The organism is Micrococcus sp. GPGPB33, assembly GCF_037853785.1.
In the GTDB taxonomy this organism is placed as follows: domain Bacteria; phylum Actinomycetota; class Actinomycetes; order Actinomycetales; family Micrococcaceae; genus Micrococcus; species Micrococcus luteus.
The window spans coordinates 2,262,091-2,288,601 of record NZ_JAQMWO010000002.1 but is presented as its reverse complement, the minus strand read 5'-3'; the positions used below and the strand labels follow the sequence as shown (position 1 = coordinate 2,288,601).

Genomic DNA, 26,511 nt, shown 5'->3' with positions numbered 1-26,511 from the left:
GCCCCGCCCCCTCCCGCCACCGACCGTCCCACCCAGGAGAGCCCATGAGTCCCGCAGCCCAGGACGACCTCGTCCGCGTCGCCCGCATCGGCAAGCCGCACGGCATCCGCGGTGAGGTGACCGTGCAGGTCTTCACCGACGACCCGGACGCCCGCTTCGCCCCCGGCGAGCGACTCGTGGTGCGCGACGGCGCCCCGGGCCTGCCGGCGGAGCTCACCGTCACCCGCGCCCGGTGGAACAAGCAGATCCTCGTGGTCGGCTTCGCGGAGTCGCCGGACCGCAACGTCGCCGAGACCCTGCGCGGCGCCCAGCTGTTCGCCGTTCCGGCCGTGCCCGAGGAGTCCGACGAGTGGTACGAGGAGGACCTCGTGGACCTCGAGGTGCGGGTCGAGGGCGAGCGCGTCGGCGTCGTCACGGCCCTGACCACCGGGGCGGTCCAGGATCTGCTGCACGTCGCGTTGGACGGCGTCGAGGAGGAGGCCCTGGTGCCCTTCGTCGAGGAGATCGTCCCGGAGATCGACTCCGAGGCCGGCGTGCTCGTGCTGACCCCGCCGCCGGGGCTGCTCGAGCTCGCCACCGGCGAGGACGAGGGCGCCGTAGACGGGCCCGCCGATGCGGATGCGGAGGACTGAGCGGTGCGCTTCGACGTCGTCACGATCTTCCCCGAGTACCTCGCGGTGCTCGACGTCTCGCTGCTGGGCCGTGCCCGCCGCGAGGGCCTCGTGGACGTGCACGTCCACGACCTGCGCGACTTCACCGTCGACCGGCACCGCACCGTGGACGACACGCCCTACGGCGGCGGCGCCGGCATGGTGATGAAACCGGAGCCGTGGGCGCTCGCGCTCGAGCACGTGGCGGCCCAGGGGCCCGTGTCACCGGCCCCCGCCGAGTCGTCGTCGGCGGAGCCGGGGACCGCCCCGTGCTGCTCGTGCCGACGCCCTCGGGGGAGCGCTTCACCCAGCGGTTCGCCCGGGAACTGGCGGGCCGGGAGCACGTGGCGATCGCGTGCGGCCGCTACGAGGGGATCGACGAGCGCGTCTTCGGCTGGGCCGAGGAGCTCTTCGAGGTGCGGCTGGTCTCGCTGGGCGACTACGTGCTCAACGGCGGCGAGGTCGCGGCGCTGGCGATGATCGAGGCCGTCGGCCGCCTCGTGCCGGGCGTCGTGGGCAACCCGGCCTCGCTCGTCGAGGAGTCCCACGAGGACGGCCTGCTGGAGTACCCGGTCTACACCAAGCCCGCGGACTGGCGGGGCCGTGCGGTGCCGCCCGTGCTGCTCTCGGGCGACCACGGCAAGGTCGCGGCCTGGCGTCGGGCCCAGCAGGAGGAGCGCACGCGCGAGCGGCGACCGGACCTGTGGGCGGCGTACGACTCCGAGGACTGACCCGCCGCGCCCGACGGGCCGGAGGGGCGTCGCGGCGTCATCGGCTGTGGCATAATGGATCCTCGTGTCCGCCGGACGCCCGACCTGCCACAGGGGGCGCGCGTCAACGGATCGGACCCCGGGACCGCACCCCACGTGCGGAGCCCGGCCCTCGGCTCGGGACCCGGCCCCCTCGTCATGCGGACGTGGACGGGCCGTGCGCCCGCATACCACGCGGTTGACCTGTGGCATCCGCCAGGAGAGACGACATGCACATTCTCGACTCGTTCGACAAGAAGACGCTGCGCGACGACATCCCGGAGTTCGCCCCCGGCGACACCGTCAAGGTGCACGTGAACATCATCGAGGGCAAGACTGCCCGCGTCCAGGTGTTCCAGGGCTACGTCATGGGCCGTCAGGGCTACGGCGTGCGCGAGACCTTCCGCGTCCGCAAGGTGTCCTTCGGCATCGGCGTGGAGCGCGTGTTCCCGGTGCACTCCCCGGTCATCGACAAGATCGAGGTCGTCACCAAGGGCGACGTGCGCCGCGCGAAGCTGTACTACATGCGCGACCGCCACGGCAAGGCCGCCCGCATCCGCGAGAAGCGCGCCGACGCCAAGTGATCATCCCGGTCGGCCCCGCCGACCGGTGATCGACCCATGCGCACCTCGGAGCCCCGTGACCCCCGCCGGTCACGGGGCTCCGTCGCGTCCGGGGCCGGCTCCTCCTCGGGCCCGACGGCGGCCCCCGCCTCCGGCACGAGCCGCTGGTGGGCGTGGCTCGGCCTGACCGTGGTGGCCGCCGTCGTGGTGGCCGCGGTGCTGCGAGCCCTCACCGGCCCCGTCTACCTCATCCCCTCCGGGTCGATGGAGCCGACCCTGCAGCCCGGCGACCGCGTGCGGGTGGACGCCGCCGCGGCCGGCGGGCAGGGCCTGCACCACGGCGACGTGGTGGTGTTCGACGGCGCCGGCAGCCTGGCGCCGTACCGTTCGGCCGGATCGCTCGAGCGCGGCCTCGAGGACGTCGCCCGGTGGTGGGGCGTCGGCGCGGCCGAGGACGTCTTCGTCAAGCGCGTGCTGGCCCTGCCGGGGGACCGCCTCGAGTGCTGCGCCCCGGACGGCCGGCTGCTGCGCAACGGCGAGCCGCTGGACGAGCCGTATCTCGGCAGGCCCGTGACCGCAGACGAGCCGGCCGCGGCGGGGACCTGGTCCTTCGAGGTGCCCGACGGGCGCATGGTCGTCCTGGGCGACCACCGCGCCGCCTCCCGGGACTCCCGCGCACTGCTGGGCGCCCCCGGCGGCGGGCTGATCCCGCTCGAGCGGGTCGAGGGCCGGGCCGCGGAGATCGTGTGGCCCCTGTCCCGCCGCGGGACCATGGACGCCCCCTCCGGGGACACGCCGTGACGGGGCGCCGCACCGCGCTGATCGCGGCCGCCGTGACCGTACTCGCCTGCGTGCTGGCGTGGGCCTTCCTGGCGCGCATGTACGCCATCCCGTCCTCGTCCATGGAGCCCGGGCTGCGGGCCGGCGACCGCGTGGTCGCCACGCTGCTCACCCCGGATCCGTTCCCGGTGCGCCGCGGTGACGTGGTGGTGTTCGAAGACACGAAGGGCTGGCTGCCCGGGGGCGGCCACGTGATCAAGCGGGCCGTCGGGCTGCCGGGGGACATCGTCTCCTGGACACCCGGCGAGGAGACGCTGCGCGTGAACGGGGTGCCCGTGGAGGAGCCGTACCTCGCGCCGGGGGAGACGCCCGCGCAGGAGGCGTTCGAGGTGACCGTGCCTGCGGGGCGACTGTGGGTGCTCGGTGACCATCGCTCGGCGTCGGCGGACTCCCGCGCGCACCGCGCCGGGCCCGGGGGCGGGTTCGTGGCCCTCGACGACGTGGTGGGCCGCGCCCGGTTCGTGGTCTGGCCGCTGGACCGGATCGGCGGCGCCGGCACCGACCCCGACGCGTTCGCCACCGTGCCGGACGCGCCCGCGCCGGAGGCTCGCACGTGACCGCCCGCCGGGGCGGTGGCCGGCCGACGGTGCGCGCCGGCCTGGACGTCGAGGCGGGGCTGGCCGCGCCGGCCCTCGCCGCGCGGGGAGCGGACCGGGTGCTGGTGGCGGGCATGGACGAGGTGGGCCGGGGCGCGCTGGCCGGGCCCGTCGTCGTCGGGGTGTGCGCCGCGTGGCTGCCCGCCGCGGGGCAGATCCCTCCGGTGCGCGACTCCAAGGCGCTCACGGACCGACGCCGGCGCGCCCTGGTCCCGCAGATCGAGGACTGGGCGGCCGGGGTGGCGCTGGGCGAGGCCGGCCCCGCGGAGATCGACGCGCTGGGGATCTCGGCGGCCCTCGGCCTCGCCGGGCGACGGGCGTGGGCGGCGCTGTGCGCCGCGGTGGGGCAGGAGCCGGTCGCCCTCGTGCTCGACGGCCGGGACGACTGGCTGAGCCGCTCCGATCCCGACGCCGGCCCCGCGCCCGCGCCGCGCCCGCTGCCGCCCGAGCCCACGATGCTGGTGCGGGCCGAGGACCGGTGCGCGACGGTGGCGGCCGCGTCGATCGCCGCGAAGGTGGCCCGCGACGACGTCATGATCGCCCTCGACGCGGCGCACCCGGGGTACGGATGGGCCGGGAACAAGGGGTACGGCTCAGCCGCGCACCGGGCCGCCCTGGCCGAGCGCGGGGCGAGCGAGCAGCACCGGCGCAGCTGGAACCTCGGGCTGCCGGGCGCGCCCGCGCAGGCGCCGCCCACGCTGTTCGACTGAGCCCCCGGGGCCGGGCGAGGCCGCCCGTTCGACGTGCGACCCCCGGACGGGGGAGGATGGAGGCCGTGCGTGCCCGGACTGTCGCGGGTGCGCGGCGAACACTGAGGAGGCATGTCATGAGCGCAGACGACGTCGAGGACTTCGAGGCCGAGGCCGAGCTGCTGCTCTACCGCGAATACCGGGACGTGGTGGGCCTGTTCCGCTACGTCGTGGAGACCGAGCGGCGCTTCTACCTCGCCAACGACGTGCGGCTGACGCCCCGCCAGGCGGACGGGGACGTGTTCTTCGAGATCCTGCTCGAGGACGCCTGGGTGTGGGACGTGTACCGCACGCAGCGGTTCATCAAGCGCGTGAAGGTGCTGACCTTCAAGGACGTGAACATCGAGGAGCTGCCCACCGAGGACCTGACGGTCCCGCCGGACGGCCAGCTGCCGAGCTGACCCACCCCTGAGCGGTCCAGAGGACGGGACGCAGACGTCCACTCCTGCACAGGCGTCCGGCCCCGCACAATCCCCGCCGCCGCCCACCCCGCGGCCTCGCCCGGGACCACCCTGGTGCCCAGGAGGTGGTCGGGATGACGGGGACCGCGGAACAGATCGGGGCGCAGCCGCCCGGAGAGAGGCGCGCCAGCCGCGCGCACACGGCGCTGGGCCGGTTCGGTGAGGACGCCGCCGCGCGCTGGCTCGCCGAGCGCGGCTACGTGATCGCCGACCGCAACTGGCGGGGCGAGGCCGGAGAGCTGGACATCGTGGCCCACCACGCCGGCTGGTGGGTGGGCGTCGAGGTGAAGACCCGCTCGGGCCTGGCCTTCGGCGACCCGTTCGAGTCGATCGACCGGCGCAAGCTCACCCGGCTGCACCGCCTCACCGCGGCGTGGGTGCGGGCCCACGCCGCGGACCGCCGGGGCACGCCCTGGCGCGTCGACGCCGTCGCCGTGCTGGTGCCGCGCACGGGAGGGATCCGCTTCGACCTGCTGCAGGACGTGCGGCCGTGAGCGGCATCGGACGCACCCGCTCCATCACGCTGGCGGGTCTGCGCGGGGAGGTCGTGCACGTCGAGGCGGACATCGCCCAGTCCCTGCCCGGGTTCACCCTCCTCGGCCTGCCGGACCAGGCGCTGCAGGAGAGCCGGGACCGCATCCGCTCCGCCGCGCGCAACGCCGGACTGCCCCTGACCCGGCGGCACCTGACCGTGAACCTGCTGCCGGCGGGGGTGCACAAGCGGGGTGCGTGCCACGACCTGGCGATCGTCCTGGCGGCCTACGCCGCGGACGGGCGGGTGCGGAACGTCGAGGGGCCCGTGTTCCTGGCCGAGCTCGGCCTCGACGGCGCCCTGCACCGCTCGCCGGAGACCGTGGCGATGGTGATGGCCGCCGTCGACGCGGGGTGCTCCGAGGTGGTCGTCGCCGAGGATGCGGAGGCCGAGGCCCGACTGGTCCCCGGCGCCGAGGTCCGCGGCTTCGCCCATCTGCACGACGTCATCCGCGCCTTCGGCGGGGAACCGGACGGAGAGCCGCCCCACCGCCCGGCCCGACGGCAGGTGACAGCCCCGGAACCGGAGCCGGCCCGTGCGGTGCCCGACCTCGCCGAGGTCGCCGGACAGGCCGAGGCCCGGTTCGCGCTCGAGGTCGCAGCCGCCGGCGCCCACCACCTGCTGCTCATGGGCGCCCCGGGGGCGGGCAAGACCATGCTCGCCGAGCGCCTGCCCGGAATCCTGCCTCCCCTGGACCGGCGCACCGCGCTCGAGTGCGCCGCCCTGCGCTCCCTCCGCGGCGGCGACGCCCGTGTCCGGCGCAGGGGCGGGACGGCCCAGGGTTCGACGGTGACATCGACCGGACCCCGCCGTTCGAGGCACCCCACCACTCGGCGTCCCGCTCGGCCCTCGTGGGCGGCGGCAGCGGCCTCGCCCGGCCGGGAGCGGCCTCCCTCGCCCACGGCGGCGTGCTGTTCCTGGACGAGGCCCCCGAGTTCGAACGGCGCACCCTCGAGGCGCTGCGCCAGCCCCTCGAGTCCGGGGAGGTGCTGCTGCACCGGGCCCTCGGCGCCGTCGTCTACCCGGCCCGGTTCCAGCTGGTGCTGGCCGCCAACCCCTGCCCGTGCGGCAAGGGCGGCGGCACGGGCGTCGAATGCCGGTGCAGCGTGCCCGAACGCCGGCGCTACGCCCAGCGGCTCTCCGGGCCGCTGCTGGATCGCGTCGACCTGCAGGTCACCGTACGGCCCGTCGACGCGCGGCAGCTCACGGGGGCGCCCGCCTCCGAGACCACGTCGCAGGTGGCCGCCCGGGTCGCCGCGGCCGCCGACCGGCAGGCTCGGCGCTGGGCCGCCGCCGCCGAGCGCGGGCTCGTCCCGTCCGGGCTGCGCCGCAACGCGCACGTCCCCGCCGGGGTGCTGCGGCACGGCCCGTACGCCGTGCCCCGGGCGGCCCGCCGGCCCGCGGACGACGCCGTCGACCAGGGCCTGCTGAGCGCGCGCGGCCACGCCCGCGTCCTGCGCCTCGCCTGGACCCTGGCAGACCTGCGCGGCGCCGAACGGCCCGCACCCGAGGACACCGACGTGGCACTCACGCTGCGCCACCAGAACGAGGAGGACGCATGACCACCTACGTCACCCCGGCGGCAGACCACGTCGCCGGGCCGCGCCGGCCGGACGCCGCCCGGCTCGCCCGCGCCGCCCTGACCCGGCTGGTCGAGCCCGGGGACGCGCTCGCGGTGCAGACCGTCACGGCGCTGGGGCCGGAGCGGGCGCTCGCCCTGCTCACGGGCCGGGAGACGATCCAGCCCGCCGAGCGCGATCTGCTCGCCGATCGCGCCGGCGCGCCCGACACGCTGCCCCGGCGCTGGGCCGCGGGGCTGGCCCGCTGGGCGCCCCGGGCCGCCCGGCTGGAGCCGGAGCGTGACCTCGTGACTCTGCACCGGCTCGGGGAGGCCTGCTGATCCCCGAGGACGACGCCTGGCCCGCCGCCCTGGCGGACCTGGGCGAGGAGGCGCCCCTGGGCCTGTGGTTCCGCGGCTCCGGAACGCTGCCTCCCGCGGACCGGATGCTCGCCGTCGTCGGCAGCCGGGAGGCGACCGCGTACGGACGGACCGTGACCGCCCGCTGCGCCGCCCACGCCGTCCAGCAGGGCGCGTGCGTGATCTCCGGCGGTGCGTACGGCATCGACGGCGCCGCCCACCGGGCCGCGCTGCAGGCGCCCGCCGCACCGGAAGACGCGGCGGATCGCGACGGCGTCCCGCCCACGGTGGCGGTGCTGGCCGGCGGCCTCGACCGGTTCTACCCGGCCGGCCACGAGGACCTGCTTCGCGCGGTGATGGCCGCCGGGCTGCTCGTGTCCGAGATGCCGCCCGGTGCGAGTCCCACGCGGTACCGGTTCCTGCAGCGCAACCGGGTCATCGCCGCGCTCGCGGGGGCCGTGCTGGTGGTCGAGGCGCGCTGGCGGTCGGGAGCGCAGAACACGGCGGGCCACGCGTTCGGCCTCGGCCGCGAGGTGGGCGTGGTCCCCGGCCCCGTGACCTCGCCCAGCTCCGCCGGTTGCCACCGTCTGCTGCAGGAGAGCCCCGCCCGTCTCGTGACCACCGAGCAGGAGGCCCTCGCCCTGCTCGGCCAGGGGCCCGCCCGGAGCGGCGGCGCGGGCGGGAGCACCTCCACCCGGGCAGCTCCCGAGTCCGCCGCGCGGCCCACCGACGGGCTCACGATGGAGGAGGCCCTCGTCCACGAGGCGCTGCCCCTGCGCCAGGCGGTGCCCGTCGACCGGATCACCGTCAGCGCCGGGCTCGCGCTGCCCACCGTCCTGGCGTGCCTGTCCCGGCTGCAGCGGGCGGGCCTGGCCGAACGGGTCGAGGACCGGTGGCGGCGGGGATGACCTCCGGCCGCGTGCTCCCGGGCGGCGCCGCCCTGGGGCGGATGGCAGAGTGGGGGGATGACCCCGTCGTCCTCCGTCCGTCCCGTCCCGGTCCCGCGCGCCCCCTCGCCCCGGGACACGGCCTGGCTCGAGGCGTTCGAGGAGCACCTGCGCCACGAGCGGAACCGCAGCCCCCAGACCGTGCGCGCGTACCTCGCCGATCTGCGCGCCCTCATCGACCACGTCGCCGGCACAGCCGGCACCGCGGCGGCGCCCGCCGTGGATGACGACGCCCCCGCTCGCCACGTGCCCAGCGCACCGGACGTCCTCGCCGAGCTGGACATCGAGGACCTGCGTGGCTGGTTGGCGGCCATGAGCGGGGCCGGCCTCGCCCGCGCGACCCTGGCCCGCCGGGTGGCCGCCGTCCGCACCTTCACGGCCTGGCTGCGCCGGGAGGGCCTGCGCTCGGACGACCCCGCCCTGCGGCTGCGCTCGCCCCGACCCGAGGGGACGCTGCCCCACGTGCTCCAGGAGCAGCAGGCGACCCGGCTCCTCGCGGCTGCCCAGGAGCGTGTGGACGCCGCCGCCGCGGGCGACGACCCTGCCGCCCACGCGCTGGCCCTGCGGGACGCCGCCCTGCTCGAGCTGCTCTACGCCACCGGCGCCCGGGTGGCCGAACTCTCCGCCCTGGACGTGGACGACCTCGAGGCCGGCCGCGGCGTCGTCCGGCTGACCGGCAAGGGAGACCGGCAGCGCACCGTCCCCTACGGCGCACCCGCGGGCCGCGCCCTCCAGGAGTGGCAGCGGCTCGGTCGCCCCCGCCTGGCCCGGCCGGACTCCGGCCCCGCCCTCTTCCTCGGCGCGCGCGGCGGCCGGCTGGGGGTGCGCCAAGCGCGCACCGTCGTCGACCGGGCACTCGAGGGCCTGGGGGACACCGCGGCGCGCGGGCCGCACGCGCTGCGCCACACGGCCGCGACCCACCTCCTCGACGGCGGCGCCGACCTGCGCAGCGTGCAGGAGCTGCTGGGGCATGCGTCCCTGCGCACCACGCAGGTCTACACACACGTCTCGATCGATCGCCTCCGCGAGGGCTACCGGCAGGCCCACCCACGCGCCTGACGCCTCCCCGGAGCACCCCCGGCCCGTCCCCTGCGCCATAGCGACACGCGCGGCGGCGCGCCGCCTCGTTGCCGGCCCGGCATCCCTGGTGCACAATGGCCCCAGGATCCACCGGAGCCGCGACGTGGTCGTAGGGGAAGACGCACCGCATCGCACCCCCGGAGGCATCCATGACCAGCACCCATACCCGCGGCGTGGTCCACATCCTCTCCGCCCCCACCGCCCTCTGCCCCCACGTGGAGTGGGCGCTGAGCTCCGTGCTCGGCCCCGCGACCTCGGTGGAGTGGGAGGGTCAGCCGGTCGCGCCCGGCCAGCACCGCGCCGAGGTGCACTGGACGGCGACCGCCGGCACCGGTGCGCGTCTGGCCTCCGCCCTGCGTGGCTGGCCGCACCTGCGCTTCGAGATCACGGAGGAGCCGTCCGCCGGGGTTGACGGCTCGCGCTGGTCCCACACCCCGGACCTCGGCATCTTCCACGCCACCACGGACGTCTCCGGCAACATCATGGTCTCCGAGGACCGCATCCGGTACGCCTACGAGGCCGGCGCGGGCGATCCCAGCGTGCTGATGCACGAACTCTCCCTCGCGCTCGGCGAGGCCTGGGACGATGAGCTCGAGCCGTTCCGGCTGGCCGCCGCCCACGCCAACGTGCGCTGGCTGCACCGCGCCGTCTGACCCCTCGTCCGGTCGGCGGCGCTCCGGCTCAGACGCTGCGGAACACGGCCACCGCGTTGTGGCCGCCGAAGCCGAACGAGTTCTTCACGGCCACGCGCGGCCCCTCGGGCAGGCGGGCGGGGGAGCCGGTGACCACGTTCAGCGGGATCTCCGGGTCCTGGTGGTCCAGGTTGATGGTCACGGGCGCCTGGCCGTGGTGGACGGCGAGCACGGACAGGATCGACTCGATCGCGCCCGAGGCGCCCAGCAGATGGCCGGTCTGGGACTTCGTGGCCGAGACCTGCACCTGCTCCAGGTGGTCGCCGAACACGGCCCGCATGGCCAGGTATTCCGGGGCGTCGCCCTTGGGCGTGGACGTCGCGTGGGCGTTCACGTGGCACACGTCCTCGGGGGTGATGTCGGCCGACCTCAGAGCGGCGCGCATCGCACGGGTCGCGCCCAGGCCCTCGGGCTCGGGCGCGGTGATGTGGTGGGAGTCGGAGCTGACGCCCGTGCCGGCCAGCTCGGCGTAGACGCGTGCGCCGCGGGCCTTCGCGTGCTCCTCCGACTCGATCACCATGACGCCGGCGCCCTCACCGAGGACGAAGCCGTCGCGGTCCACGTCGTAGGGGCGGGACGCGGACTGCGGGTCGTCGTTGCGCTTGGACAGCGCCTGCATCGCGGCGAACGCGGCCATCGGCAGCGGGTGCACGGCGGCCTCGGCGGCGCCGCAGATCACGACGTCGGCCTGGCCGGAGCGGACGAGCAGCAGCGCGGTCTCGAGCGCCTCGGTGCCGGCGGCGCACGCGGACACCACCGTGCGGGCGCCGGCGCGGGCGCCGAACTCGAGGGAGAGCGCGCCGGCGGCGCCGTTGGGCATGAGCATCGGGACGGTCATGGGCAGCACGCGGCGCGGGCCGCGCTCGCGCAGGGTGTCCCAGCCGTCCAGGAGGGTCCACACGCCGCCGATGCCGGTGCCGAAGGCCACGGCGAGCCGGTCGCCGTCGACCTCCGCGCCCTCGAGGCCGGCGTCCTTCCAGGCCTCGCGCGCGGCGACGGTCGCCATCTGGGTGGCCGGGTCCTGGCGCTTCTGCTCCACCTTGGAGAGGACCTCGGAGGTGGGCACGGTCAGCTCGGCCGCGAAGGTGACGGGCAGCTCGTACTTCTCCACCCAGTCGTGCTCCATGGTGCGCGCACCGGAGACGCCCTGCAGGGCGTGGGACCAGAAGGTGGGCACGTCGCCGCCGATGGGCGTGGTGGCGCCGAGGCCGGTGATCACTGCGGTGCGGGTCATGGGTCTGCTGCCTCTGGGTCTCGAGTGGGGATCGGGCGGAGGGGTGTCGTCGGCACGACGCGCGGCGCGCGCCGGGGTGCCGGAAGTCGAGGGTGTCGGGCGCCGGGGGCGCTCACACGCCCCCGGCGCTCACCGAGGGGACGGGGCGGGCCGGGCCCGCCGCCGTCGTGGGCCGATCAGGCCTGGGCGCCGTCGATGAAGTCGACGGCGTCCTGGACGGTCTTGAGGTTCTTGACCTCCTCGTCCGGGATCTTCACGCCGAACTTGTCCTCGGCGTTGACCACGATGGTCATCATCGAGATCGAGTCGATGTCCAGATCGTCCGTGAAGGACTTCTCCGGCTGCACCTCGGCGGTGTCGAGGCCGGTCTCCTCGTTCACGATCTCGGCGAGGCCGGCGAGGATCTCTTCCTTGGAAGCCATGGGGCGTCTCCTTCGGTAGGGGTGTGGGGTGTACGTGGACAGTGAATCAGACGGCGCCGCCTCAGGGGAGACGGACCACCTGGGCGCCGTAGACCAGCCCGGCGCCGAAACCGATCTGCAGGGCCAGGCCGCCGGAGAGCTCGGGGTTCTCCTCCAGCAGACGGTGCATGGCCAGCGGGATGGACGCGGCCGACGTGTTGCCGGCGTCCGCGATGTCCCGGGCCACGACGACGGACTCCGGCAGCTTCAGCTGCTTGGCGAACTCGTCGATGATCCGCATGTTGGCCTGGTGCGGGATGAACGCGGCGAGGTCCTCGGGCTCCACGCCCGCGGCGTCGAGGGCCTCGCGGGCCACCTTCGCCATCGACCACACGGCCCAGCGGAAGACGGAGGGCCCGTCCTGGCGCAGCGTGGGCCAGAGCATCCCCTCCGCGCCGGTGATCGCCGAGGCGTCGCCCGTGGTGCGGGCGTGCTCCACGGCATCGCGCAGCTCCAGCTGCGAGTGCGTCATGGAGATCGTGGACCAGCGCTCCCCGTCCGAACCCCACACCGAGGGGGAGATGCCCGGCTCGTCCGCGGCCGACACGATCACGGCGCCCGCGCCGTCGCCCAGGAGGAAGGAGATGGAGCGGTCCGTGGGATCCACGACGTCGGAGAGGCGCTCGACGCCGACCACGAGCACGTGCCGCGCGGTGCCGGAGCGCACGAGCGCGTCGGCCTGCGCGACGCCGTAGCAGTAGCCGGCGCACGCGGCGGAGACGTCGTAGGCGGGCGCCGGGGTGGCGCCGATCTCGTGCGCCACGAGGGCCGCGGCCGAGGGGGTGGCGTGCGGGAAGGTGACGGTCGAGACGATCACGGCGTCCAGGTCCGAGCCCTGCAGGCCGGCCCGCTCGAGGGCCTCCCGGGCGGCGCCCACGGCCATGACGGGCACGGTCTCCTCCGCCGTGGCGCGCTGGCGCGTGACGATGCCGGTGCGCTGGCGGATCCACTCGTCCGACGAGTCGATGGGGCCGACGAGGTCCTCATTGGGGACCAGGTTCGCCGGGCGGTAGGCGCCCACGGCCACGATGCGGCTGGCCGCGGGGCGCTCGTGCTGCTTCAGGGTGACGGTCATGGTGCTTCTCTCTGCCGGGCGGTGCGCGGGGTTCAGGCCGAGTGCTCGGCCAGGAACGCCCGCGCGGCGTCCAGGTCCTCGGGGGTCTTCACGGCGAGCTGCGCGGTGCCCTTGAGACCGCGCTTGGCCAGTCCGGTCAGTGTGCCACCGGGCAGCAGCTCCAGGACGCCCGTGACCTGCCGCGTGGCCATGGTCGCCATGCACAGGTCCCAGCGGACCGGGCGGGTGACCTGGTCCACGATCCGGGCGAGCACGTCCGTGCCGGACTCGACGGCCTCGCCGTCCCGGTTGGACAGCAGGGGCAGGCGCGGGTCCGAGGGGGAGAGGCCGGCGACGTGGGCCGCGAGGTCGTCCACGGCGGGGCGCATGTGCTCCGTGTGGAACGCGCCGGCCACCTTGAGCGGGATCACGCGGGCGCGGGCGGGGGCGGACTCGGCGAGCGCGCCGAGGGCCTCCGCGGTGCCGGCGGCGACGATCTGGCCGGCGCCGTTGACATTGGCGGGCGTCAGGCCCGCCGCGTCGATGGCCGCGAGGACCTCGTCCTGGTCCCCACCCACGACGGCGGCCATGCCCGTGGGCGTGGCCGCGGCGGCCCGGGCCATGCCGGTGGCGCGCACGCGCACCAGGGAGAGGGCCTCGGCGGGGGACAGCACGCCGGTGACGGCGGCCGCGGTGACCTCGCCCACGGAGTGGCCGGCCACGACGGTCGACTTCGGTGCGGCGGCGTCCGCCTCGAGGGCCGCGGCGGCCACGAGGCCGGCCGCCACGATCAGCGGCTGGGCGACGGCGGTGTCCTTGATGGTCTCCTCGTCCGACTCAGTGCCGTGGCGGATCAGGTCCACGCCCGCGGCGTCGGAGAGGGATGCGAGCAGGTCGCGGGTCCCGTCCAGCTCGAGCCAGGGGGCGAGGAAGCCGGGCGTCTGGGACCCCTGTCCGGGGCACACGATGGCAAGCATTCCTCCATCGTGTCAGGATCGGCCGCCATCCCGGGCAGATCGCGCCACGAAGCACGGCGAGTCGGTTTGGAGGGTTTCTACAAGCGGGGGTGTGCGCCGCCCCGGCTCAGTCCGACCCGTCCCCGGTCGTCTGCCGCGCCCCCGCGAGCCGGCCCAGGGTGATCGCGGTCTGCAGGACGTACGCGTCGCGGGGGACCAGCGGGTCCCAGCCGGTCACCTCAGCCACCCGCTTGAGGCGGTACCGCACGGTGTTCGCGTGGACGAACAGCTCGCGGGCCGTGCCCTCGAGCGAGTGGCCCAGCGCGCCGTACGCGTCCACGGTCTCCAGCAGGGAGGTGCCGGCGTCGGCCAGGGGCGTGAACACCCCGTCCACGAGGGCCTCCCGGGCCGTGGGGTCGCCCAGCAGCGCCCGCTCGGGCAGCAGGTCCTCCGCCGGGGTGGGCCGGCTCGCCCGGGGGTGGGCGGCCGCGGCGCTGAGCCCGGCGAGGGTGTGCCGCGCCGAGACGTGCGCCGAGACCAGCGAGTCCACGACGGGTCCCACGATCACCGGTCCCGGCGCGAACCAGGGCGCGAGCGCCTCGCCCACCGCCCGCGCGTCCCGCACCGAGCCGACCACGAGGACGAGCCGTTCGGACTGCACGCCCACGAGCAGGTCGCAGTCGAGCCTCGCCGCGGCCCGCCGCAGGTCCGGGATGAACGCGGGCTTGTCCTGCCCCGGGGCGAGACCCGCCATGACCATCACGTCGTGGTCCCCACGCCAGCCCAGCGCGGTGGCCCGGTGCCGGATCTCGTCCGGGTCCTGCCCGCGCAGCACCGCGTCCAGCAGGACCGACTCGAGCCGCGAGTCCATCGCTCCGCGCATCTCCGCGGCCCGGGCGTACACGTCTGCGAGCGCGAACGCGACCTCGCGCGAGTAGTGGAGGATGTGCTCGCGGACGGGCGCCTGGTCGCGCTCGGCCAGCAGCTCCGGCACCCGCGTCTCGACGACGTCCACCATCGTCCGGATGAGCTGGAGGGCCCGCTGCAGCGAGATCGCCCCGGTGAGATCGGTGGGCGCGGGCCCGAAGACGTCCTGCAGGACGTGGCCCGTGGAGGTGGGCCGCTCGAACCACGTGAGGAAGCCCTGCAGGGCGCGCTGGGCCACGAGCCCGAGGGCGCTGCGCTCGTCCGGGGTGAGTCGGCGGTACCAGGGCAGGGTGGCGTCCAGCCGCTGCAGCACCGCCGTGTTCAGGGCCCCCAGGTGGCTCCTGAGGCGGGCCAGCCCGTCGGTGCTCACGGGGCGAGGGGCGGCGGGGCGGGGCTCGGGCATGCGCTTCATCCTAGGCGCGTGTTGTGGGGTTCCTACAGCGACGACGCCGGCCGCTCGCCTCCCTGGCGGAGGCGAGCGGCCGGCGTCGGGACGGGAGGGCGTCGGCCTCCCCGCGGCATGCGGGTCAGGCGTCGCCGCCCGCGATGCCGGTGGTGCCGGCGTTGACGTCGTCCAGGCGGTACTTCTCGTGCGCCTTCGCGGCCGTGCCCCGCTCGACCTCGCCCTCCTCCTCGAGGAGCTGCAGCGCGCGGACCACCATCGAGTGGGTGTCGATGAGGAAGTACCGACGGGCGGCGGCGCGGGTGTCCGCGAAGCCGAACTCGTCGGCGCCGAGCGCCGAGAAGCGGTTCGGCACGAACGGGCGGATCTGGTTCGTCCACGAGGTGGAGTAGTCCGAGGTGGCCACGATCGGGCCCTCGGCCCCCTGCAGCGCCTGCGTCACGTAGGGCACGCGCGGGGTGGCGGACGGGTCCTTCAGGGCGTCCTTCTCCGCCGCGACGGCGTCGCGGTACAGCTCGTTGTAGGAGGTCACCGACCACACGGAGGCGTTCACGCCCCACTCCTCGGAGAGGATCCGCTGGGCGTCGAGCGCCCACGGCACGGAGACGCCGGAGCCCAGGAGCTGGACCTTCGGGCCGTCGCCCTGGCCCTCGGAGAGGCGGTAGATGCCCTTGAGCAGGCCCTCCACGTCGAGGCCCTCGGGCTCCTCGATGTGGGTGATCGGCTCGTTGTACACCGTGAGGTAGTAGATGACGTTGCGGACGTCGTCCCCGCGGTCGTGGTCGCCGTACATGTCCTCCAGGCCCTGGCGCACGATGTGGGCGATCTCGTACGAGTACGCCGGGTCGTAGTGCTTCACGGCCGGGTTCGTGGACGCCAGGACGGGGGAGTGACCGTCCATGTGCTGGGTGCCCTCGCCGGCGAGGGTGGTGCGCCCGGCGGTGGCGCCGATCATGAAGCCGCGCGCGAGCTGGTCGCCTGCGGCCCAGATGTTGTCCGCGGTCCGCTGGAAGCCGAACATCGAGTAGAAGATGTACACCGGGATCATCGGCTCGCCGTGCGTGGAGTACGCCGTGCCGATCGCGTTGAACGCCGCGGTGGCGCCGTCCTCGTTGATGCCGACGTGGTAGATCTTCCCCTGCGGGGACTCCTTGTAGGACAGGAACAGGTCCCGGTCCACGGACAGGTAGTTCTGGCCCTTGGGGTTGTAGATCTTCGCGGTCGGGAAGAACGAGTCCATGCCGAAGGTGCGGGCCTCGTCCGGGATGATCGGCACGAAGCGCGGTCCCATGTTCTTGTCCCGCATCAGGTCCTTGAGCAGGCGCACGAACGCCATGGTCGTGGCGGCCTGCTGCTTGCCCGATCCCTTGCGGGCCTGCTTGTACGCGGACTCCGGGGGCAGCGGGATCGCGTGGTAGTCGCTGCGCCGCTCCGGCACGAAGCCGCCCAGCTCCTTGCGCCGCTCCATCATGTACGTGATCTCCGGAGCGTCGGCGCCCGGGTGGTAGTACGGGATGTCGTACGGGTCCTTCTCGATCTGCTCGTCCGAGATCGGGATGCGGTGGCGGTCCCGGAACACCTTGAGGTCGTCCACCGTCAGCTTCTTCATCTGGTGCGTGGCGTTGCGACCCTCGAAGGACTTGCCCAGGCCGTAGCCCTTGATGGTGTGGGCCAGGATCACGGTGGGCTGGCCCTTGTGCTCCATGGCGGCCTTGTAGGCGGCGTACACCTTCTTGTAGTCGTGGCCGCCACGCTTGAGGCCCCAGATCTCGTCGTCGGTCATGTCCGCCACCATCTCCTTGGTGACGGAGGACCGGCCGAAGAAGTGGTCGCGCACGAAGCCGCCGGACTCGGCCTTGTAGGTCTGGTAGTCGCCGTCGAGCGTCTCGTTCATGATGCGCACGAGCTCGCCCTCGTCGTCGGCCTCGAGCAGCGGATCCCACTCGCGGCCCCACAGGACCTTGATGACGTTCCAGCCGGCGCCCCGGAAGTAGGACTCCAGCTCCTGGACGATCTTGCCGTTGCCGCGCACCGGCCCGTCGAGACGCTGCAGGTTGCAGTTGATGACGAAGGTGAGGTTGTCGAGCTTGTCGTTGGCCGCGATGTGCAGCTGGCCGCGCGACTCGGGCTCGTCCATCTCGCCGTCGCCGAGGAAGGCCCACACGTGCCGGTCGGAGGTGTCCTTGATGCCGTTGTTGTGCAGGTACCGGTTGGTCTGCGCCTGGAAGATGGCGTTCATCGGCCCCAGGCCCATGGACACGGTGGGGTACTGCCAGAAGTGCGGCATCATCCGCGGGTGCGGGTAGGAGGGCAGGCCGTGGCCCTGGCGGGACTTCTCCTGGCGGAAGCCGTCGAGGTCCTCCTCGGTCAGGCGGCCCTCGAGGAAGGCTCGGGCGTAGTTGCCCGGCGAGGAGTGGCCCTGGAAGAAGATGTGGTCGCCGCCGCCCGGGTGGTCCTGGCCGCGGAAGAAGTGGTTCAGGCCCACCTCGTAGAGGGTCGCCTGGCCTGCGTAGGAGGAGATGTGACCGCCGACGCCGACGCCGTCGCGCTGGGCGCGCTGCACGAGGGCCATGGCGTTCCACCGCAGGTAGTTGCGGTAGCGGCGCTCGAGCTCCTCGTCGCCCGGGTACTCCGGCTCCTGGTCCGCCGGGATCGTGTTCACGTAGTCCGTGGTGGTCACGTAGGGCAGGGCGACGGACTGGGCGCTCGCGCGCTGCATGAGGGAGCGCATGATGTACTGCGCCCGCTCCGTGCCGCGCTCCTCGATGAGTCCGTCGAGGGACTCGATCCACTCCGACGTCTCCTGGGGATCCTTGTCCGGGAGCTGGTCGGTCAGACCGCTGCGGATCTGCGAGCTCTCTTCGGCTGCGCTCACGGTGCCTCCTGGTTCTCGTGCGGAGGGGTGCTCCGCGGTGGGCTGCGGGCAGACGATCCGGTCCGGGCCCGCGACGCCGAGCCGGGCGCGTCGCCCGGAGAGTGCGTCTGTTCCTCCCCAGAGTAGACCGGAGCCGCCGCGTCCGCCCGGCCGGAGGCCCCGGAACGGCGGCGTCCACGGCGTATGGTGGTCATCATCACCCGCTCGACGGCGCGGGCCGCAGTGCCCGCCACCATCAAGGAGGACCGGACACTATGCAGGCTGGGTCGACGCCGACCTCGACGGACAGCGCCCTGCTGGCGGAGCTCGCCCTCTCGAGGGGCGACCTGGTGCAGGAGTGGGGGTACGACGACGACGTCGACGTCACCTTCCGTGACGCGCTCGAGGACGCGCTCGGCGAGGAGCTCCTGACCGAGGACGACCAGGAGCCGGCGGACGCGGTCCTCTTCTGGTGGCGCGCGGACGACGGCGACGTCATGGATCTCGCGGACGCCCTCGTGGACGCCCAGCGCTCCCTCGATGCCGGCCCCGTCTGGATCATGACCCCCCGCAAGGGGCGCCCCGGCCACGTCAGCCCGGCGGACGTCGCCGAGGCCGCCTCCACCGCGGGCCTGCACGCCACCACCGGGGCCGGTGCCTCCGAGGACTGGGCCGCTCAGAAGCTCGTCCAGAAGCGCGGTGGCTGAGCCCCCGTCCGGCGGGACGCGGGGCGCCGACGTCGTCCCCGCGCTGCGCGACGACCACGGCCAGACGTGGCCGTGGCCGCCGACGCGCGGGCCCCAGGACGCCGCCGGGCCGCGGGGCACGTGGCTCGTCTTCCTGCCCGGGGCGTTCACGCCGGTGTGCACGGACGAGCTCGGCTGGATCGGGGCGCTCGCCGAGGACGTGGCGGTCGACGATGTGGCTGTCCGCGTGGTCTCGTGTGATGCCGCCCCCGTGCTGCGCCGCGTCCGCGAGGAGCTGGCACTGCCGGAGCCGCTCACCCTGCTCTCCGATTTCTGGCCCCACGGCGCGGCCTGCCGTGCCTTCGACGTCTTCGACGCGGAGACCGGGCGGCCCCGCCGCGTCTCCGTGCTGCTCGACGCGGACGGGGTCGAGGCCGCGCGCGTGGTCGCCGCCCCGGGACAGGCACGCACCCGGAGCGAGCACGAGGCGGCGACGCGCGACCTGCTCGCGGACCGGTAGCCTGGACGGACACCGGCACCTGTAGCTCAGTTGGTCAGAGCATCTCGTTTACACCGAGAGGGTCGGGGGTTCGAGTCCCTCCGGGTGCACCGATCGCGGGGCCATGACACGGCGTGACGCCGCGGCTCCGTCATGCCGACCGCCCGTCAGGCGCCTATGAGAGCATGCTCACCATCATGGGCTCCTCGTCAGCGTCCTCGCGCGCCTCCGCTCCGCCCTCGCGGTGGGCCGAGGTGCGCTCCGGCGTCGCCGTGACGCTGGGCGCCGGCCTCGGCCTGTTCCCCCTGGGCGTGGCCTTCGGGATGCTCGTGGTCCAGGCCGGGCTGCCCGCGTGGGTCGCACCCCTGTTCTCCGTGGTCGTGTTCGCCGGGTCCGTCGAGCTGCTGCTCGTCTCGCTGGTGGTGGCGGGCACGCCGCTGCTCACGATCGCCGTGACGGTGTTCCTCGTGAACTTCCGCCACGTGTTCTATGCGTTCAGCTTCCCGCTGCGCGTGGTCCGGGGGCGCCTCGCGCGGATCTACTCGATGGGCGCCCTGATCGACGAGGCCTACGCCATCGCCGCCGCCCAGCCCCGCGGTTGGACGGCGCCCCGGCTGCTGGCCATGCAGATCGCGCTGCATGCGTATTGGGTGCTCGGGGGCCTCGCCGGGGTGGCCGTCGCGTGGCTGCTGCCCGCGCCGGTCGAGGGCCTCGAGTTCGCGCTCGTCGCCCTCTTCATCGTGCTCGCCATGGACGCCGCCCGCACGCGGGCCCAGCTGCCCCTCGTGCTGGCGGCCACGGTCGCCGTCGGGGTGGCTCTGCTGCTCGCGCCGGCGCAGGTGCTCGTCGTCGCCTTCGCCCTCTACGCCGCGGTGCTGATCGCGTTCCACGTGCTCGCCGCGCGCGGGACCGCCCTGCCGCTGCCCGAGCCCGTGCCCGTCACCGGACCGGTTCCCGTCGTCGCCGCGACGGGGGAGCGGGCCGGCACGGATGCCGAGCCCGGCGCCGGGGAGGACCCCCGATGACCGGCGCCGCGTACCTGGTGGCCGCGGCCGTCGTCGCGGGCCTCGTGACCTTCTGCCTGCGCGCGTTGCCGTTCGCCCTGCTGCAGCCGTTGCGGGAGTCCGTGCTCGCCGCGCGGCTGGCGGTGTGGATGCCCGCCGGCGTGCTGACCATCCTGGCCCTGGTGATGCTGCTCGACGCCGCGGCGCTGGCCCCCGGAGAGCCCGTGGACGGGGCGCGGGTGGCCCACGCGCTGATCGCGGCGGCGGTGACAGTCGTCGTGCATCTGCTGGCCGGGCGGCGGACCCTGGTCTCGATCGCGGCCGGCACGCTGGCCTACGTGCTGTTGGTCAACCTGGCCTGACCGGCGGCGGGGCGAGTTCGCCCAGGCGTTCGGCCCACACGCGGGTCGCCGCGGCGAGGCGGCGGCCGTAGGCGGTGACCCCGTGGGTGAGCGTCCCGGCGTTGTAGAGCGTCCCCGCCCGGGCGATCCCCTCCGCGGAGAGGTCGCCGCGCAGGTGCCCGCGCAGGATCTCCAACCCGAAGGCCAGGTTGTCCTCCGGCTCCCACAGACGAAACCCGCGCTCGGCTGCCTGCGCGAAGTACGGCGGCCACGTGATCTGCGCGGGCCCCACGCCGTTGGACGTCTCCCCCTGCGCCACCCGGGCCACGAGCTCCTCGTAGCGCTCCCGGGTCACGGGGACGTCCGTCCCGCGCGGGGCGCTGTGCACGCCGCCGGCGTCGTGGCCGAAGACGTTCCGGCCACCGGACTCGAGCTCGGCCAGGGCCGCCGCCACCGGGAGGGGCACGTCCGCCCGGCGTGCGGCGGCCACGATCGTCGCGGCGTTGTCGAGGTGCCGGCCGAGCGTCGCCGTCGGGTCGGACGGGCGGTCGCGGGCGGAGCGGCGGGTGAGGAGGTCGCGGAGCAGGCCCATCGGCCCACCCTCCCGCATCCCGGGTTGAGTTGTCGCGGGTGACGGGCCCGCGCACCCGCGACAACTCAACCCGGGATGCGGGGCAGGGGCCGGGCGGCGGCGCGTCGTCGGCGTCCGGGGCGCACTAGGGTGGAGCGCATGTCCGCGACCCCCCTCGGCTTCTGGAAGCTGCCCGCACGTCCCGACGGCGCCGCCCGTCACCTCGCCGTCATCACCGGGGGCGAGGCGCAGCAGACCATGCTCTTCCTCCAGGACGGGCAATGGTCCATCCTCGCCCTCTTCCAGGACGAGCTGGCCGGCAAGGCCGCCGCCCGCACCCTGGACGCGCTCCTGCAGTCCGTCACCTGTCTGCGCATGGGCGGCCGTGACGTCCTCGACGGTGCCGACACCCCGCGGCCCGGTATCGAGTGGGCCGGCTACGACCGCGAGTTCGAGGAGGCCGACGTGGCCGAGCAGCGCGACGTCGAGCCGCGCGGCCGGATCTGGATCCTCCCCGCCACGGACGGCGCCTCCGTCGGCCTCAAGCTTCCCGGGCACCGCCGGTACGACGACGCCGTCGCGCAGTTCGCCGACGTCGACGCGGCGCGTGCCGCCGTCGCGGCGATCGACGAGCTCCTGGGCGTCGGCCCGCGCGGCTGAGCAGGCCGACACTCGTCGGCCCGGGGCCGCGACCGTTCGCCTCCCAGGGTTCACCTGCTGTTCACGCGGCTGCGCTGCCGGGCCCGGCTTCCTCGTCCGCCGCCCGCCCATAATGGTGGACAGAGCACAGGCCGCGGCCCGCCGCCGTCGTACCGAGGAGGGGGACGGACGGGCACGGTGACGCACCCAGTGAAGGAGACGGTCCATGGAGCTGCTGCAGCCCGACGCCCCCCGCGAGAACCTCCGCGAGTTCATCGACAAGCTGCGCGACGGCGGCTACACCGTCTCGGACGGCCACACCAACGATCCCGACCTGATCGATCCGCAGGGCCGTGCCGTGGAGACGTGGAGGGAGGACTACCCGTACGAGACGCGCATGACGCGCGAGGAGTACGAGCTGGAGAAGTACCGCCTGCAGATCGAACTGCTCAAGCTGCAGTACTGGGGCGAGGACACCGGCCAGCGCCACATCATCGTCTTCGAGGGCCGCGACGCCGCCGGCAAGGGCGGCACCATCAAGCGCTTCACCGAGCACCTGAACCCCCGCACCGCCCGCGTCGTGGCCCTCAACAAGCCCTCGGACCGCGAGCTCGGCCAGTGGTACTTCCAGCGCTACATCCAGCACTTCCCCACGGCGGGCGAGATCGTGCTGTTCGACCGATCGTGGTACAACCGCGCCGGCGTCGAGCGCGTGATGGGCTTCGCCACGGACGAGCAGTACCGCCGCTTCATGAACCAGGTGCCGCTGTTCGAGAAGATGCTCGTGGACGACGGCATCCACCTCACCAAGTTCTGGTTCTCCGTGACACAGACCGAGCAGCGCACGCGCTTCGCGATCCGCCAGATCGACCCGGTCCGCCAGTGGAAGCTCTCGCCCATGGACCTCGAGTCCCTGGACCGTTGGGAGGCGTACACGGAGGCCAAGGAGGCCATGTTCCTCCACACGGACACGGACCACGCCCCGTGGATCTCCATCCGCTCCAACGACAAGAAGCGGGCCCGCCTCAACGCGATGCGCTACTTCCTGTCCCAGTTCGAGTACGAGGGCAAGGACCACGAGGTCGTCGGCACCCCGGACCCGCTGATCGTGCGCCGCGGCCGCGACGCCGTGGGGGACTGACCGCGGTCGACGTAGGCTGGGGGCGGGTCCGTGTCCGGCACGGCCCGTCCCACCGTCCGAGCCACAGGAGGCCACCCGCGATGACCGAGCAGACCACCACCGTCCCCGTCGGCGCCGCCGACATCGGCGTCACGGGCCTGGCGGTGATGGGCGCGAACCTCGCCCGCAACTTCGCCCGCCACGGCTACACGGTGGCCCTGCACAACCGCAGCCGGGCCCGCACGGACCAGCTCGTGGCCGAGCACGGTGACGAGGGTGCGTTCGTGGCGACGGAGACGCTCGCCGAGCTCGTGCAGTCCCTCGCCGTGCCGCGCCGGGTGCTCATCATGGTCAAGGCGGGCGCCCCCGTGGACGCCGTCATCGACCAGCTCGTCCCCCTGCTGGACGAGGGCGACATCGTCATCGACGCCGGCAACTCCCATTACGAGGACACCCGCCGCCGCGAGGCGGCCCTCGCCGAGAAGGGCCTGCACTTCGTGGGCGTCGGTGTCTCCGGCGGCGAGGAGGGTGCCCTGCACGGTCCGGCGATCATGCCCGGCGGTCCGGAGAAGTCCTACGAGGCCCTCGGTCCGATGCTCGAGAAGATCTCCGCGCAGTTCGAGGGGGAGCCGTGCTGCGCCTGGGTCGGCACGGACGGCGCCGGCCACTACGTGAAGATGGTCCACAACGGCATCGAGTACGCGGACATGCAGGTCATCGGCGAGGCCTACGACCTGCTGCGTCGCGTGGGCGGCCTCGAGCCCGCCGAGCAGGCCGAGGTCTTCACGGCGTGGAACCAGACCGACCTGGCCTCCTACCTCATCGAGATCACGGCCGAGGTGCTCGCCCAGGTGGACGCGGCCACGGGCCGCCCGCTCGTGGACGTGATCGTGGACGAGGCCGGCCAGAAGGGCACCGGCCGCTGGACCGCGATCTCGGGTCTCGACGTCGGCTCCCCGGTGGCCGCGATCGCCGAGTCCGTCTTTGCCCGCTCGCTGTCCTCCCAGCGCGCGGTGCGCGAGGCCGCCCGTGAGACCCTCGCGGCCGGCGTCGACGAGGAGGCGCAGCGCGTCCCGCAGGACACGGACGCGTTCGTGGAGGACGTGCGCCAGGCGCTGTTCGCCTCCAAGCTCGTGGCCTACGCGCAGGGCATGGACATGCTCGCCGCCGCCGCCGAGGAGTACGGCTGGTCGCTGGACCTGGGGACCATCGCCTCGTTGTGGCGGGACGGCTGCATCATCCGCGCCGACCTGCTCGACGTGATCATGCAGGCCTTCGGCGGCCGCGACACCTCCCGCCACCCGGCGCCGGGCACGCGTGCCCCCGGGCAGCCGCTCAACCTGCTCTTCGCTCCCGAGTTCGCCCAGGCGATCGCCGAGGCCCTGCCGGCCTGGCGCCGCGTGGTGGGCACCGCCGTCGCCGCGGGCGTGCCGGTCCCGGTGTTCTCCTCGGCCCTGGCGTACTACGACGGCCTGCGGGCCGACCGCCTGCCGGCCGCCCTCGTGCAGGGCCAGCGCGACTACTTCGGCGCCCACACCTACCTGCGCGTCGACCGCGAGGGCTCGTTCCACACGCTGTGGTCCGGTGACCGCACCGAGGTCGACGGCGAGGGCGTGCCCGTGGTCATGCCGCAGCCGACCGAGGGCGACCCCACGCAGGACTGACCCGGCGGGGGCCCGGCCCTCAGATCCAGAGGGCCGGGTCCACGTACTCCGCGGGGTCCACGAGCGGCTTGCCCTCGGCCGGGCCCTTGCGCGGGCGGACGGTGGCCGGCACGCCGGTGGCGATCGCGTCGGCGGGGGTGTCCTTCACGACGACGGCGTTGGCGCCCACCGCCGTCCCCTCCCCGATCTCGACGGGCCCGAGGATCTTGGCGCCGGCCCCCACCACGACGCCGTCGCGCAGCGTGGGGTGCCGCTTCACCTTGGCCAGGGAGCGGCCGCCGAGGGTGACCCCGTGGTACAGCATCACGTCGTCGCCGATCTCCGCGGTCTCGCCGATCACGACGCCCATGCCGTGGTCGATGAAGAACCGGCGACCGATCGAGGCGCCGGGGTGGATCTCGATGCCCGTGGCCGCGCGCGTGACCTGCGAGAGCACGCGGGCGGGCATCTTCAGCCGGTCGTGCCGCCACATCCGGTGCGCGACGCGGTGCGCCCACACGGCGTGCAGACCCGAGTAGACGAGGGCCACCTCGAGGTCACCGCGCGCCGCCGGGTCATGGCTGCGGACGGTCGCGATGTCTTCCTTGATGCGGGAGAACAGTCCCACGGGCGGCCCCTTCGGGTCGGTGCGGTCGGTGAGCGGGCGGCGGTCAGCCGCGGATGTCCTCGAAGAGGGCGGTGGAGATGTAGCGCTCGCCGAAGTCACACACGATGGCGACGATCAGCTTGCCCTCGGACTCGGGCTTGGCGGCCTCCTTGAGGGCGGCCGAGATGATCGCGCCGGTGGAGATGCCGCCGAGGATGCCCTCCTCGGTCCCGAGCCGACGGGCGGTCTCGATGGACTCCTCGAAGGTGGCCGGGTAGACCTCGTCGTAGAGGTCGGTGTCGAGGATCTCGGGCACGAAGTTCGCGCCGATGCCCTGGATCTTGTGCGGGCCGGCCTGGCCACCGGAGAGGATGGGGGAGTCGGCCGGCTCGACGGCGATGAGCTTCACGTCCGGCTTCTGCTCGCGCAGGTACCGGCCCGCGCCCGTGATGGTGCCGCCGGTGCCGACGCCGGCGATGAACACGTCCACGGCGCCCTCGGACGCGTCCCAGATCTCCGGGCCGGTGCCCGTGTAGTGGGCCTGGACGTTGGCCTGGTTCGCGAACTGCTGGGCCCAGATGGAGTTCGGGGTGCTGCGGACGATCTCCTGGGCGCGCTCGAGGGCGCCGCGCATGCCGTCTGCACCGGGGGTCAGCACGATCTCGGCGCCGAACGCCTTGAGCATCACGCGGCGCTCGGTGGACATGGTCTCAGGCATGGTCAGGATCACGCGGTAGCCGCGCGCCGCGCCGACCATGGCCAGGGCGATGCCGGTGTTGCCGGAGGTGCCCTCCACGATGGTGCCGCCGGGGGTCAGCTCGCCGGCCGCCTCCGCGGCGTCGACGATGGCGGTGCCGATGCGGTCCTTCACCGAGTTGGCCGGGTTGTAGAACTCGACCTTCACGGCGACGTCGCCGGGCAGGTCCTGCGCGAGGCGGTTCAGCCGGACCAGGGGCGTGTTGCCGACCGCCTGGGTGATGTCGTCAAGGATGCGGGCCATGGTGATACCTCCGGTGGTGGTGCGCCTCGGGGCGCGGGCGATCTAGTGGGTGTTCCTGCGTCAGGCTATCGAGCCGCGGCGCCGCTCAGGCGTCCACGAGCCACGCGGAGTAGTTCCGGCGCACCTTCGCGAGCTTCGGATCGATGACCACACGGCAGTATCCGTTGGAACGGCGCCGCGCATAGAAGTCCTGGTGAATGTCCTCGGCCGGGTGCCACGCGGACGCCGGCTCGACGCGTGTGACGATGGGGCTGTCATAGTTCGCCTGCGCCCGGGCGATCTCGTCCGCGAAGAACCGGGCCTCGGCCTCGTCGTGGGCGAAGACGGCCGATCGGTACTGGGTGCCGACGTCGGCCCCCTGGCGGTTCAACGACGTGGGGTCGTGGCCGGTGAAGAACAGATCCATGATCACCTCGGGCGGCACGACGGCGGCGTCGAAGCGCACGCGGACCGCTTCGGCGTGGCCGGTGGTCCCGGTGCACACGGACTCGTAGCTCGGGGCGGGGTCGTCGCCTCCGGTGTAGCCGGACTCGACGGCGAGCACGCCCCGCACGCGACGGTAGACGGCGTCGAGGCACCAGAAGCAGCCGCCGGCGAGCGTCAGCTCGCGGACGTCGGCGGGCGCGTCGGAGGCGCCGAGGGGCTCGGTACGGGGGGAGTCGGTCATGGCAGGCACAGCAACGCGGCCCGCGCTTTTCATTCCCGACGGCGCCGCGCCGTGCCCTCACCCAGGGC

At 74.1% G+C, this 26,511-nt stretch carries 28 protein-coding genes, 1 tRNA gene and 2 pseudogenes; 21 read left to right on the top strand and 10 right to left on the bottom strand.

What is annotated here, in order from left to right:
* Positions 1–44 precede the first annotated feature (44 nt).
* The 13 genes and pseudogenes from rimM to POD19_RS10810 all read left to right on the top strand — a co-directional run bounded on the left by rimM (position 45) and on the right by POD19_RS10810 (position 9,738).
* On the top strand, positions 45–632 hold the full coding sequence (gene rimM / locus POD19_RS10870) for a ribosome maturation factor RimM (RefSeq protein WP_036312846.1): 588 nt from the start codon (positions 45–47) through the stop codon (positions 630–632).
* A gap of 3 nt (positions 633–635) precedes the next feature.
* Positions 636–1,381: pseudogene (gene trmD, locus POD19_RS10865) on the top strand (tRNA (guanosine(37)-N1)-methyltransferase TrmD).
* Positions 1,382–1,629: 248 nt separating this feature from the next.
* Positions 1,630–1,983, top strand: coding sequence for a 50S ribosomal protein L19 (rplS, locus tag POD19_RS10860; protein ID WP_002853821.1), 354 nt, complete (start codon positions 1,630–1,632; stop codon positions 1,981–1,983).
* 36 nt (positions 1,984–2,019) lie between these two features.
* Positions 2,020–2,763, top strand: a complete 744-nt coding sequence (lepB, locus tag POD19_RS10855) for a signal peptidase I (RefSeq protein WP_036312835.1) — start codon at positions 2,020–2,022, stop codon at positions 2,761–2,763.
* Positions 2,760–3,359, top strand: coding sequence for a signal peptidase I (lepB, locus tag POD19_RS10850; RefSeq protein WP_036312832.1), 600 nt, complete (start codon positions 2,760–2,762; stop codon positions 3,357–3,359). The genes lepB (POD19_RS10855) and lepB (POD19_RS10850) overlap by 4 nt, the downstream gene beginning before the upstream one ends.
* The gene (locus POD19_RS10845) at positions 3,356–4,108 is read left to right on the top strand and encodes a ribonuclease HII (protein WP_036312829.1); all 753 of its coding nucleotides are present in this window, start codon (positions 3,356–3,358) and stop codon (positions 4,106–4,108) included. The genes lepB (POD19_RS10850) and POD19_RS10845 overlap by 4 nt, the downstream gene beginning before the upstream one ends.
* Before the next feature lie 116 nt (positions 4,109–4,224).
* Positions 4,225–4,548, top strand: coding sequence for a DUF2469 domain-containing protein (locus POD19_RS10840; RefSeq protein WP_002853817.1), 324 nt, complete (start codon positions 4,225–4,227; stop codon positions 4,546–4,548).
* Between the two features lie 134 nt (positions 4,549–4,682).
* Entirely contained in the window at positions 4,683–5,102 is a 420-nt protein-coding gene (locus tag POD19_RS10835; RefSeq protein WP_036312824.1) for a YraN family protein, read from the top strand.
* Positions 5,099–6,702: pseudogene (locus POD19_RS10830) on the top strand (YifB family Mg chelatase-like AAA ATPase). The gene POD19_RS10835 and the pseudogene POD19_RS10830 overlap by 4 nt, the downstream one beginning before the upstream one ends.
* A complete protein-coding gene (locus POD19_RS10825) occupies positions 6,699–7,040 on the top strand; it encodes a hypothetical protein (protein ID WP_340309464.1) in 342 nt (113 codons plus the stop codon). The pseudogene POD19_RS10830 and the gene POD19_RS10825 overlap by 4 nt, the downstream one beginning before the upstream one ends.
* Complete coding sequence (locus POD19_RS10820) at positions 7,034–7,966, top strand: DNA-processing protein DprA (RefSeq protein ID WP_340309516.1); 933 nt, start codon at positions 7,034–7,036, stop codon at positions 7,964–7,966. Before POD19_RS10825 ends, POD19_RS10820 begins: the two co-directional genes overlap by 7 nt.
* Before the next feature lie 57 nt (positions 7,967–8,023).
* Positions 8,024–9,064, top strand: a complete 1,041-nt coding sequence (locus POD19_RS10815; RefSeq protein ID WP_036312815.1) for a tyrosine recombinase XerC — start codon at positions 8,024–8,026, stop codon at positions 9,062–9,064.
* Between the two features lie 170 nt (positions 9,065–9,234).
* A complete protein-coding gene (locus tag POD19_RS10810) occupies positions 9,235–9,738 on the top strand; it encodes a DUF3145 domain-containing protein (RefSeq protein WP_073115561.1) in 504 nt (167 codons plus the stop codon).
* 28 nt (positions 9,739–9,766) lie between these two features.
* On the opposite strand, the gene fabF is transcribed toward POD19_RS10810, so the two are convergent.
* The 6 genes from fabF to aceE form a co-directional block, all read right to left on the bottom strand.
* Positions 9,767–11,011 (bottom strand): beta-ketoacyl-ACP synthase II, encoded by a 1,245-nt coding sequence (fabF, locus tag POD19_RS10805; protein ID WP_073115558.1) that lies wholly within the window; start codon positions 11,009–11,011, stop codon positions 9,767–9,769.
* Positions 11,012–11,187: 176 nt separating this feature from the next.
* Positions 11,188–11,433, bottom strand: coding sequence for an acyl carrier protein (locus POD19_RS10800; RefSeq protein WP_010078906.1), 246 nt, complete (start codon positions 11,431–11,433; stop codon positions 11,188–11,190).
* A gap of 61 nt (positions 11,434–11,494) precedes the next feature.
* Complete coding sequence (locus tag POD19_RS10795) at positions 11,495–12,547, bottom strand: beta-ketoacyl-ACP synthase III (protein ID WP_073115556.1); 1,053 nt, start codon at positions 12,545–12,547, stop codon at positions 11,495–11,497.
* A gap of 32 nt (positions 12,548–12,579) precedes the next feature.
* Positions 12,580–13,503, bottom strand: a complete 924-nt coding sequence (locus POD19_RS10790; protein WP_113914178.1) for an ACP S-malonyltransferase — start codon at positions 13,501–13,503, stop codon at positions 12,580–12,582.
* A 106-nt stretch (positions 13,504–13,609) separates the two neighbouring features.
* The gene (locus tag POD19_RS10785; RefSeq protein WP_044659134.1) at positions 13,610–14,812 is read right to left on the bottom strand and encodes a PucR family transcriptional regulator; all 1,203 of its coding nucleotides are present in this window, start codon (positions 14,810–14,812) and stop codon (positions 13,610–13,612) included.
* Positions 14,813–14,936: 124 nt separating this feature from the next.
* The gene (aceE, locus tag POD19_RS10780) at positions 14,937–17,687 is read right to left on the bottom strand and encodes a pyruvate dehydrogenase (acetyl-transferring), homodimeric type (protein ID WP_144818385.1); all 2,751 of its coding nucleotides are present in this window, start codon (positions 17,685–17,687) and stop codon (positions 14,937–14,939) included.
* Positions 17,688–17,941: 254 nt separating this feature from the next.
* Between aceE and POD19_RS10775 the strand changes: the two genes are divergently transcribed.
* The 5 genes from POD19_RS10775 to POD19_RS10755 all read left to right on the top strand — a co-directional run bounded on the left by POD19_RS10775 (position 17,942) and on the right by POD19_RS10755 (position 20,217).
* Entirely contained in the window at positions 17,942–18,373 is a 432-nt protein-coding gene (locus tag POD19_RS10775) for a DUF3052 domain-containing protein (protein WP_036340159.1), read from the top strand.
* Positions 18,366–18,872, top strand: a complete 507-nt coding sequence (locus tag POD19_RS10770; protein WP_144818387.1) for a redoxin domain-containing protein — start codon at positions 18,366–18,368, stop codon at positions 18,870–18,872. Before POD19_RS10775 ends, POD19_RS10770 begins: the two co-directional genes overlap by 8 nt.
* A gap of 15 nt (positions 18,873–18,887) precedes the next feature.
* Positions 18,888–18,961: transfer RNA gene (locus POD19_RS10765), tRNA-Val, on the top strand.
* 75 nt (positions 18,962–19,036) lie between these two features.
* On the top strand, positions 19,037–19,876 hold the full coding sequence (locus POD19_RS10760; RefSeq protein WP_144818389.1) for an AzlC family ABC transporter permease: 840 nt from the start codon (positions 19,037–19,039) through the stop codon (positions 19,874–19,876).
* A complete protein-coding gene (locus tag POD19_RS10755; protein ID WP_070709804.1) occupies positions 19,873–20,217 on the top strand; it encodes an AzlD domain-containing protein in 345 nt (114 codons plus the stop codon). Before POD19_RS10760 ends, POD19_RS10755 begins: the two co-directional genes overlap by 4 nt.
* Here POD19_RS10755 and POD19_RS10750 read toward each other — a convergent pair.
* Entirely contained in the window at positions 20,204–20,788 is a 585-nt protein-coding gene (locus POD19_RS10750; RefSeq protein WP_119217369.1) for a hypothetical protein, read from the bottom strand. The genes POD19_RS10755 and POD19_RS10750 overlap by 14 nt on opposite strands.
* Positions 20,789–20,926: 138 nt before the next feature.
* Between POD19_RS10750 and POD19_RS10745 the strand changes: the two genes are divergently transcribed.
* From POD19_RS10745 to gndA, 3 genes are all read left to right on the top strand, one after another.
* Positions 20,927–21,427, top strand: coding sequence for a hypothetical protein (locus POD19_RS10745; protein WP_036312781.1), 501 nt, complete (start codon positions 20,927–20,929; stop codon positions 21,425–21,427).
* A 205-nt stretch (positions 21,428–21,632) separates the two neighbouring features.
* A complete protein-coding gene (gene ppk2 / locus POD19_RS10740; protein WP_010078895.1) occupies positions 21,633–22,547 on the top strand; it encodes a polyphosphate kinase 2 in 915 nt (304 codons plus the stop codon).
* An 80-nt stretch (positions 22,548–22,627) separates the two neighbouring features.
* Positions 22,628–24,190 carry an NADP-dependent phosphogluconate dehydrogenase gene (gene gndA / locus POD19_RS10735; RefSeq protein ID WP_036312777.1) on the top strand — a complete coding sequence of 521 codons (1,563 nt, stop codon included), beginning with the start codon at positions 22,628–22,630 and terminating at the stop codon, positions 24,188–24,190.
* 19 nt (positions 24,191–24,209) lie between these two features.
* Here gndA and epsC read toward each other — a convergent pair whose 3' ends face one another.
* The 3 genes from epsC to msrA form a co-directional block, all read right to left on the bottom strand.
* Positions 24,210–24,797 (bottom strand): serine O-acetyltransferase EpsC, encoded by a 588-nt coding sequence (epsC, locus tag POD19_RS10730; RefSeq protein WP_020624780.1) that lies wholly within the window; start codon positions 24,795–24,797, stop codon positions 24,210–24,212.
* Positions 24,798–24,840: 43 nt separating this feature from the next.
* Positions 24,841–25,776, bottom strand: coding sequence for a cysteine synthase A (cysK, locus tag POD19_RS10725; protein ID WP_020624781.1), 936 nt, complete (start codon positions 25,774–25,776; stop codon positions 24,841–24,843).
* Positions 25,777–25,861: 85 nt separating this feature from the next.
* Positions 25,862–26,443 carry a peptide-methionine (S)-S-oxide reductase MsrA gene (msrA, locus tag POD19_RS10720; RefSeq protein ID WP_036312770.1) on the bottom strand — a complete coding sequence of 194 codons (582 nt, stop codon included), beginning with the start codon at positions 26,441–26,443 and terminating at the stop codon, positions 25,862–25,864.
* Between the last annotated feature and the right edge of the window lie 68 nt (positions 26,444–26,511).

Coding starts and splice junctions, on each gene's coding strand:
- rimM (WP_036312846.1), top strand. CDS start 45: ATGAGTCCCGCAGCCCAGGACGACCTCGTCCGCGTCGCCCGCATCGGC.
- rplS (WP_002853821.1), top strand. CDS start 1,630: ATGCACATTCTCGACTCGTTCGACAAGAAGACGCTGCGCGACGACATC.
- lepB (WP_036312835.1), top strand. CDS start 2,020: ATGCGCACCTCGGAGCCCCGTGACCCCCGCCGGTCACGGGGCTCCGTC.
- POD19_RS10840 (WP_002853817.1), top strand. CDS start 4,225: ATGAGCGCAGACGACGTCGAGGACTTCGAGGCCGAGGCCGAGCTGCTG.
- POD19_RS10835 (WP_036312824.1), top strand. CDS start 4,683: ATGACGGGGACCGCGGAACAGATCGGGGCGCAGCCGCCCGGAGAGAGG.
- POD19_RS10825 (WP_340309464.1), top strand. CDS start 6,699: ATGACCACCTACGTCACCCCGGCGGCAGACCACGTCGCCGGGCCGCGC.
- POD19_RS10815 (WP_036312815.1), top strand. CDS start 8,024: ATGACCCCGTCGTCCTCCGTCCGTCCCGTCCCGGTCCCGCGCGCCCCC.
- POD19_RS10810 (WP_073115561.1), top strand. CDS start 9,235: ATGACCAGCACCCATACCCGCGGCGTGGTCCACATCCTCTCCGCCCCC.
- fabF (WP_073115558.1), bottom strand. CDS start 11,011: ATGACCCGCACCGCAGTGATCACCGGCCTCGGCGCCACCACGCCCATC.
- POD19_RS10800 (WP_010078906.1), bottom strand. CDS start 11,433: ATGGCTTCCAAGGAAGAGATCCTCGCCGGCCTCGCCGAGATCGTGAAC.
- POD19_RS10795 (WP_073115556.1), bottom strand. CDS start 12,547: ATGACCGTCACCCTGAAGCAGCACGAGCGCCCCGCGGCCAGCCGCATC.
- POD19_RS10790 (WP_113914178.1), bottom strand. CDS start 13,503: ATGCTTGCCATCGTGTGCCCCGGACAGGGGTCCCAGACGCCCGGCTTC.
- POD19_RS10785 (WP_044659134.1), bottom strand. CDS start 14,812: ATGCCCGAGCCCCGCCCCGCCGCCCCTCGCCCCGTGAGCACCGACGGG.
- POD19_RS10775 (WP_036340159.1), top strand. CDS start 17,942: ATGCAGGCTGGGTCGACGCCGACCTCGACGGACAGCGCCCTGCTGGCG.
- POD19_RS10760 (WP_144818389.1), top strand. CDS start 19,037: ATGCTCACCATCATGGGCTCCTCGTCAGCGTCCTCGCGCGCCTCCGCT.
- POD19_RS10755 (WP_070709804.1), top strand. CDS start 19,873: ATGACCGGCGCCGCGTACCTGGTGGCCGCGGCCGTCGTCGCGGGCCTC.
- POD19_RS10750 (WP_119217369.1), bottom strand. CDS start 20,788: ATGGGCCTGCTCCGCGACCTCCTCACCCGCCGCTCCGCCCGCGACCGC.
- POD19_RS10745 (WP_036312781.1), top strand. CDS start 20,927: ATGTCCGCGACCCCCCTCGGCTTCTGGAAGCTGCCCGCACGTCCCGAC.
- ppk2 (WP_010078895.1), top strand. CDS start 21,633: ATGGAGCTGCTGCAGCCCGACGCCCCCCGCGAGAACCTCCGCGAGTTC.
- gndA (WP_036312777.1), top strand. CDS start 22,628: ATGACCGAGCAGACCACCACCGTCCCCGTCGGCGCCGCCGACATCGGC.
- cysK (WP_020624781.1), bottom strand. CDS start 25,776: ATGGCCCGCATCCTTGACGACATCACCCAGGCGGTCGGCAACACGCCC.
- msrA (WP_036312770.1), bottom strand. CDS start 26,443: ATGACCGACTCCCCCCGTACCGAGCCCCTCGGCGCCTCCGACGCGCCC.